This is a genomic window from Adlercreutzia sp. DFI.6.23 (assembly GCF_024462535.1).
Taxonomy (GTDB): Bacteria; Actinomycetota; Coriobacteriia; order Coriobacteriales; family Eggerthellaceae; genus Adlercreutzia; species Adlercreutzia rubneri.
In genome coordinates this window covers 1-439 of sequence record NZ_JANGBP010000085.1, presented here as the reverse complement: position 1 = coordinate 439, position 439 = coordinate 1, and the positions used below count along the sequence as shown (strand labels likewise).

At 64.9% G+C, this 439-nt stretch carries 1 pseudogene; it reads left to right on the top strand.

Features of this window, described 5'->3' with window-relative positions:
• Positions 1 to 439, top strand: a pseudogene (locus NE591_RS12455) (NAD(P)/FAD-dependent oxidoreductase); the annotation flags it as partial.

The window sequence follows — 439 nt, the reverse complement described above, 5'->3', positions numbered from 1 at the left end:
CTCCGGTGCGGCGGCCGCGGGCACTGCCGGAGCCATTCCTGCGTATGGTCCCATGATGAACGTGCTCGCCATGTTGCCCGAAGGGCGCGAGTTCATTCGTGTCATGAACTCCTCTGCGCAGCAGATCGTGGAAGAGTGGTTCGAGAGCGAGGAAGTGCGCGTCACGCTTACGCGCTGGTGCACCGAGATGATGATCGATCCGCGCCAGATCGGCACCGCTTCGCTGCTGGCCTTCTGCGCGGCCCTGCACGCGCCGGGCAATCCGGGCGCCCCGTTCCCCGTTGGCGGCTGCGTCAACTTCGTGAACGCGCTCACCGCTTGCGCCCGCGACCATGGTGTCGACCTGTTCACCAATGAGTGGGTCAACGAGCTGGTTGTGGAAGACGGCGAAGTCCAGCGCGTTCGCACCAAGTGCGGCGATGAGTTCGTGGCAACGGAG